Here is a 6,843-nt window from a genome sequence, read left to right on the forward strand (position 1 = left end):
GCCAGAAGTCTATTATGATCAACTATCTGCTATAGTCTTTATTTTAGATATTAAATAATCTCTATTTGAATACCAATAAAAAATTTTTGAAGAAGAAATACAACTAACTATCAATTATCGCATACAAGATTATATAGATGCGCATCGCATTTATTATCGCCGTCGATTTATTTCACAAATTCTACGATTTTTTGCTATATGTTCTGTATTAGTTTTGTTCATTACACTCAATCGTAATCCTAATTTTTATGAAATCTTGCTTTTGATGTTGTCAATAACATATGTATTTTATGAATGGACTTGGATACCTTTTTTATGTAAAAATTCATTTGAGAAAGACCAAAAAATTTTTAAGAATCAAATTACTTTAATTTTTAAGCAAGATGAAATTGTGTCTCTTTGTGCTTACTATGAAGTTAAACTTAGATGGTTCTATAAACATATTACAACACCTAAAATGCTGTTGATCTTTACAACTCCATACAGCTTTATAATCGTTCCTAAAAAATATTGTTCTAGCGAAGAGCAATACGAAAAAATATGTCATCTCATAGCTAAATTTCCTCAAGGTTATTAAACTATCCAGTCAAAAATTTTGGCAAAAAAGTAATATTATGCTTGTATAGCAATCCTAAATAGGTTGTAAGATTTTATCGTAGGGGTTTGGTCTCCAAAGCAAAGCATATAAGGGACTTGGAGACCAAACCCCTACAGTTCTTTCTCACAAATTATTCCTGATTGGTATAATTTTACCAAGTTTATCTATAAAGCTTTCCCGACTTCAATTTGATCATCCTTCTATCTAGAAAATCTATTTTTTGTCTTTTTTATTTCATCTTCAGCTAAACATTAACCTTCAAATTTTCCAGATACTTTTCAACCAGTATCCGAGTATAACTATTCAAAGGATAATCAAAAGCAACTTCAGGAGTCACCCACTCCCATCGCACAATTTCCTCATTAGGCACAACATCTTCTCCATCAGATGTTGCCCAATAATTAACCATAATAAAATGAGCTTCCTTATAAAACTGTGGATCGAGTATCGCCTCATGGAACATAGCAAAGCGGATATCATTTAACTTCAACCCCACCTCCTCCATAAACTCCCGCGCTACAGCAGTCTCTAAACTTTCTCCCCAGTCAACCTTTCCCCCAGGTACTCCCCATGTACCCTTCCATTTTGTCGTCTCAACAATTAATATCCGATCGGAAGGCCCTTTAACTAAAGCACCAACTGTTACAAGTGGAAATTGTGGCTTAATTGCTGATTTTTCCATAATCTCTTAAGAATTTAGAATGTAGAATGTAGAATTTAGAATTGCTTAATTAAGAATGTAGAATTAAGAATTTAGAATGTAGAATTGGTTAATCTTAAGAATGTAGAATTTAGGATTGGTTAATCAAATAATTCTAAATTCTCAATAATGAGAGATGCTGTTAACAAATCAGGTTGAACGATTGTTAATCATTTTAAGAATTTAGAATTGGTTAATCAAATAATTCTAAATTCTCAATTCTAAATTTTAATCCATAAGGAGCAACCATGCGACTATCTCAAATGTTATTAGTCACTCTCCGAGACGATCCTGCTGAAGCAGAAATTCCTAGCCACAAACTCCTGATCCGTGCTGGATATATTCGTCGCATTGGTAGTGGTATCTACGCATATCTCCCTTTAATGTTACGAGTCCTAAATAAAGTCTCCACAATTGTCCGCGAAGAAATGAATGCTACTGGTGCCCAAGAATGTCTGCTCCCCCAACTCCAACCCGCCGACTTGTGGCGAGAGTCTGGCCGCTGGGATACCTACACCCAAGCTGAGGGTATCATGTTTTCTCTGATTGACCGACAAAATCGAGAATTAGGATTAGGCCCAACTCACGAAGAGGTAATAACTACTGTTGCTAAAGATATGATTCGTTCTTATCGAAAATTACCTCTACATCTCTATCAACTCCAAACTAAATTTCGGGATGAAATTCGGCCTCGCTTTGGCTTAATGCGGGGTCGGGAATTTATTATGAAGGATGGCTATTCATTTCATGCTGATGAGGAAAGCCTCAAGAAGACTTATCAGGATATGGATCAGGCTTATCGAAATATGTTACGTCGCAGTGGATTACAATTTCGGGCCGTTGATGCTGACTCTGGGGCCATTGGTGGTTCTGGTTCTCAAGAATTTATGGTTTTGGCCGATGCTGGTGAGGATGAAATTCTCTATACCGAAGATGGTAAGTATGCTGCAAATGTGGAAAAGGCTATCTCGTTGCCTGTAGACGGGGAAGTTTCACCTTTTGATACTTATAAGAAATTGGAAACTCCTGGTACAGAAACTATTGAAAAGCTTTGTCAGTTTCTCGACTGTTCTGCAACTAATATAGTCAAAAATGTTTTGTACCAGGCAGTTTATGACAATGGGATGACTGTTTTGGTATTGGTGAATATTCGGGGAGACCAAGATGTTAATGATGTGAAACTTTTGAATGAGTTGACTAAGTTGGCTGGAAATTATGATGCCAAAACTGTTTTGGCTTTAACTGTACCGGATGTGGATGCTCAAAAGAAATGGGCAGCTAAGTCTTTGCCTTTGGGTTATATTGCTCCAGATTTATCTGATGATTATATCGCTTCTAGTAAGGAGGTTAGTCCAAAGTTCCTACGAATGGTCGATCGCACAACCGTAGACTTGACTAATTTTGTAACTGGTGGTAATGAATCAGGTTATCACGTTGTGGGGGCAAATTGGGGTCAGGAATTTACTTTGCCAAAGTTAGTGGTAGATGTCCGAAAGGCTGAAAAAGGCGATCGCGCCGTACATGACTCTAGTCAAATTCTGGAAACTGCTAGAGGTATTGAGGTAGGTCATATATTTCAGTTAGGGACAAAATATTCTAAAGCTATGGGGGCAACCTATACAAATGAACAGGGTGAGGAAGTGCCATTAGTGATGGGATGTTATGGCGTGGGCGTGTCTCGTTTGGCCCAAGCAGCAGTCGAACAGTCTTATGACAAGGATGGAATAATTTGGCCTGTGGCGATCGCTCCCTATCATGTGGTTATTTGTATTCCTAATATTAAAGATGCTCAACAAATAGAAGTAGGAGAAAGTCTCTATAAAGAATTAAATGAAGTTGGAATAGAGACTATTTTAGATGACCGAGATGAACGGGCGGGTGTTAAATTCAAAGATGCAGATTTAATTGGAATTCCCTATCGAATAGTTACAGGGCGATCGTTAAAATCTGGCAAAGTTGAATTGGTAGAAAGAGCGACTCATCAATCTCAGGAAATTCTTGTAACGGAGGTATTATCAACCTTAAAAGACTTAATTGAGAAAGCCTTAAAATGATTTTTTCACCCTGGAAAAATTTTAATTTCGTATTTTTGTTGTTAACTATTGCTGTTTTTATATTAATAAGTTTCAGCAGTAGTTTTCAGATAGAATTTTTCAGTGCAGTAATTTTTTTTCTGTGTATTATTTGCCTATAAATATCCTCGCACAGCACTCTGGATATTTTTAATTTATCTGTCTTTTAGTGATACTGTTGCTTATATGAAATTGGAATTTTTGGAGTTCTGATTTTCCTAGTTGTGGTTACTAACTTAATATTTTTAACTGGCAAATGTTGGGAGTTAGTAAAATATAAAAATCTAATTAGGGCTTGTTGATTAAATCTAAAAGCATTGATATATAAAAGTTTTAGTCTTTTTAAGTCTTGAAAAAGTACAAGATTTTTATTCTAAAGAGCTGCATAAAGTTAGGATGAAAGGGTTGACAAAGGCCGAAAAATCAAGTGATAATTCTTCCTCCTGACTCCTGACTCCTGACTCCTGACTCCTGAATCCTACCCTCATCCATAAGACTTTTTCAGCAAACCCTAATTAGTTTAGAAATAGGAGTTTATTATTGGTTCTTAGTTGGTATTTTGCTAAAGTTACCTGAACTCGATCCTCTTAGTCATCCTGCTGAAGATTTTATTTATCCTGATGATAGAAATTTATCAAAATAATTTGGTCTAAAAAAACCGCCTTTTAATCAGTTATCAGTTATCAGTTAAATTTTTTCCTAATTCGATCAAAAGAATAAAGTAATATCATGTTCAGATAATCAACAATAAAACTCCGTTCCGCTTACACAACCAAAAAAACTTTCTCCAGTAAGTACCTTTTCTTTCCTTCAGCATACAGCGGTTTTCCTGCACGGTAGACCACATTAGGGGCAAATGGCCAGCAAGCCCCTACTGGATTTCGGTTATTATGAAATTGGTATTGTAAAGTTTTATTAATTTTATAGAAAAACAATAGAAAAACATAGGAAAACAACTAAAAATATCTTAGACTCAGAAAGGATTGCAGAACAGCTCGTTAAATGTTTACAGGAGAGATAATACAGTTAGTAGAACGTACTATTATTAAAAAAAATAATCTGGTGTCAAATACAATGAGTCATGTCAATGTTCGTTTAAATACCGATAAGAAAAGTAGTCCCAAACGCTTTTAGCAATGGGATAGAGGAGCCAGTGCGTTGGGCGGGTCTCCCGACTTAAAGCAACTGGCGTGGTGTTGTAGTTCACCCCGTTAAGGTAACACTTAATTAAAACACTTGTCTAGGAATATTTTTCTATAGATTTAGTAACTATAATAATTTAACTTATGACTTTTGTAGGAGTAATTCGTATTTGTGGAGCATGACAAATGAAAATCACCTTCTTAGAGTAACTGCTGATTTCGGCAGAATATGAAGTAAGATTGTTAACCTAAGAGAAAGTTATAATTCAGCTCCTCACTGCCATTGTGCCTAATTCTCAAAGATGGTCAAAATGAAAGAACAAAATCAAACTCGTAATTTATCTGTTGGTATTGTGGCCAGTGCTTGTGCATTGGCAGTGGCGGTAGGTGGTGGCATTGCCTTGTGGACAAATTTACAATCTACCACCACAAAAACTTCTAATAATTCCCAGACTCCCACAAACCCCTCCACTCAAACCTCACCTAATCAAACTCTACCTGTTCCACCTCCTGATACAATTGATTCTCCAGGTTCCCAACAGTCTCCTTTGTCTGTCCAACCAGAGTCTAAAGCAGTTACAGAAAAGACTGTGGAACTCTACTGGGTTAAGGATACTTCTGGAGAAATTGGTTTAGTTTCCTCTGGGGTAAAAATTAAAGCAACAGATGAACCAGAAGCTATTTTGACTGCTGCTTTTGACCTTTTATTATCTGGCCCAGAAAATACAGATATCGTAAGTGCCATACCTGAAGGAACCAAAATTCAAGCTTTAACTGTGGAAAATAATGGGGTCTACATCGACTTATCTGAAGAGTTTACTTCTGGAGGTGGTAGTGCTTCAATGATGAGTCGTTTAGGACAAATTATCTATACCGCCTCTAGTTTAGAACCAGATGTAAAAGTTTGGATTTTTGTGGGGGGCAAACCTTTGGAAATGCTAGGGGGTGAAGGATTAGAAGTATCTCAACCTATTACTCGGCAGAATTTTCAACAAGATTTTCAATTAAATTAAGGGAGTAGGAAGTAGGGAGTAGGGCAGAAATTGGGTGGTGGTTCTGAGGAATGGTAGAGAGAGTGTGGGAGGTGTGGGAGGTGTGGGAGGTGTGGGAGGTGTGGGAAGTTTGGGAAGTTTGGGAAGTGTGGGAATTGTGGGAAGAAATTACAAAACTTATGTATCTTCGCCATTCCTCAGCAGGACTAGCAGAAATTGAAAAAGTCAGAGAAAATTCCCGACTATATTAGAGCATTTACAGATAAAGGTTTTAGCCATTTTAAGTCGTGAAAAAGTCTCAGTTTTTCGCTGAAAAGAGCTGGATAAAGTGAGGACTTTGGGGCAGAGCGAGGCAGAAAAATCAAGGAAAAATTATTTCTCCTACAATCCCAGTCTTCCCACACTTCCCACACTTCCCTAACTCGTTACTCATTACTCGTTACTCCTTACTCCTTACTTCTTACTCTCTACAGATACATCAAGCCCGGCAATTCCCGGCAAAACCAGGAAAAACTGTTCATAGCAGTGTGACGGCAGAACCATCGACACTGGCGGTATCTCGCAATGCTTTGAGGAATATCCCCAAAGCGCCATTCCAATCTCTCGGCATTGAGTGACCACAGTGCGGACATTTAAAATGCTTTGAGCCTCATTCGTTTTGATGAATATGGCCGCACTTTGTACAAGTTTTGGAAGTATATTCCTCAGTTACATCTATTACGGTTGCCCCTCGTTTTAATGCGTGAAACTTAAGAGTTTGTTTAAAACGATAGTGTGCCCAACTTAGCATTTGGCGAACTGACGCAGAGTTAAGAATACGTTTCTTTTTTCCTGATTTGGCAACCATTTGGGATGACTCAAAAGTAGGGATAAATATAACGCGATACTCAGTAGTTAACCATTTTGCTACTTTTTTATGGACTTCATCTATGAGGTTTCTTATCCTAGTAAACAAGCTGTTAATTTTCTTGTTTAATCGCTGCCTTTTGTGTTTATTTAAACGACCTTTTAATGTGGTCTTAGTAGAGATAAGCTTGTCAATATGCTGTCCCAATCGAAAGATTCTCGTAATATCCCGATTGCCTAGATCGATAAACTTTTCTCCATCAAATCCTGTTAAAAAACTGCGCACACCAGGGTCTAATGCAATGATGGATTGACTGCTATATTTTTCTGATTTAAACTCTACTGGAAATATAGCAAACCAGCGTTTTTTGTCATAAACTAATTGAGTTTCTGCATTCCAAGATTGTTCTCTCACACAAACTTTATATGTCCCATCTTTTTGCTTTTGCTGGTATTCAACATTAATACTCGGAATTAACTCTGATGTTTGGAA

At 37.0% G+C, this 6,843-nt stretch carries 6 protein-coding genes and 1 pseudogene; 4 read left to right on the forward strand and 3 right to left on the reverse strand.

Features of this window, described 5'->3' with window-relative positions; translation table 11 throughout:
* Positions 1–265: 265 nt before the first annotated feature.
* On the forward strand, positions 266–577 hold the full coding sequence (locus F6K40_RS41215) for a YcxB family protein (protein ID WP_365674169.1): 312 nt from the start codon (positions 266–268) through the stop codon (positions 575–577).
* 265 nt (positions 578–842) lie between these two features.
* Here the strand turns inward: F6K40_RS41215 and F6K40_RS37655 are convergent, their stop codons facing one another.
* On the reverse strand, positions 843–1,280 hold the full coding sequence (locus tag F6K40_RS37655; protein ID WP_293144570.1) for an NUDIX domain-containing protein: 438 nt from the start codon (positions 1,278–1,280) through the stop codon (positions 843–845).
* Positions 1,281–1,546: 266 nt separating this feature from the next.
* On the opposite strand from F6K40_RS37655, the gene F6K40_RS37660 reads away from it, so the two are divergent.
* The 3 genes from F6K40_RS37660 (at position 1,547) to F6K40_RS37670 (ending at position 5,755) form a co-directional block, all read left to right on the forward strand.
* Positions 1,547–3,352: a proline--tRNA ligase gene (locus F6K40_RS37660; RefSeq protein ID WP_293144574.1), complete on the forward strand. Its 1,806-nt coding sequence runs from the start codon at positions 1,547–1,549 to the stop codon at positions 3,350–3,352.
* A 1,471-nt stretch (positions 3,353–4,823) separates the two neighbouring features.
* Positions 4,824–5,525, forward strand: coding sequence for a GerMN domain-containing protein (locus F6K40_RS37665; RefSeq protein WP_293144577.1), 702 nt, complete (start codon positions 4,824–4,826; stop codon positions 5,523–5,525).
* A 50-nt stretch (positions 5,526–5,575) separates the two neighbouring features.
* Positions 5,576–5,755, forward strand: a complete 180-nt coding sequence (locus tag F6K40_RS37670) for a hypothetical protein (protein ID WP_293144580.1) — start codon at positions 5,576–5,578, stop codon at positions 5,753–5,755.
* On the opposite strand, the gene F6K40_RS37675 is transcribed toward F6K40_RS37670, so the two are convergent.
* Together F6K40_RS37675 and F6K40_RS37680 are read right to left on the reverse strand one after the other, a co-directional pair.
* A complete protein-coding gene (locus F6K40_RS37675; protein ID WP_293144583.1) occupies positions 5,747–5,917 on the reverse strand; it encodes a hypothetical protein in 171 nt (56 codons plus the stop codon). The two genes, F6K40_RS37670 and F6K40_RS37675, sit on opposite strands and share 9 nt — an antisense overlap.
* Positions 5,918–6,021: 104 nt before the next feature.
* Positions 6,022–6,453 (reverse strand): annotated as a pseudogene (locus tag F6K40_RS37680) (zinc ribbon domain-containing protein); the annotation flags it as partial.
* Positions 6,454–6,843 lie beyond the last annotated feature (390 nt).

The sequence above is a fragment of the Okeania sp. SIO3I5 genome, from assembly GCF_010672085.1.
In the GTDB taxonomy this organism is placed as follows: Bacteria; Cyanobacteriota; Cyanobacteriia; order Cyanobacteriales; family Microcoleaceae; genus Trichodesmium.

Bases quoted from the DNA above. Each gene is read 5' to 3' on its own strand.
- F6K40_RS41215 (WP_365674169.1), top strand. From the start codon at position 266: ATGTTGTCAATAACATATGTATTTTATGAATGGACTTGGATACCTTTT.
- F6K40_RS37655 (WP_293144570.1), bottom strand. From the start codon at position 1,280: ATGGAAAAATCAGCAATTAAGCCACAATTTCCACTTGTAACAGTTGGT.
- F6K40_RS37660 (WP_293144574.1), top strand. From the start codon at position 1,547: ATGCGACTATCTCAAATGTTATTAGTCACTCTCCGAGACGATCCTGCT.
- F6K40_RS37665 (WP_293144577.1), top strand. From the start codon at position 4,824: ATGAAAGAACAAAATCAAACTCGTAATTTATCTGTTGGTATTGTGGCC.
- F6K40_RS37670 (WP_293144580.1), top strand. From the start codon at position 5,576: ATGGTAGAGAGAGTGTGGGAGGTGTGGGAGGTGTGGGAGGTGTGGGAG.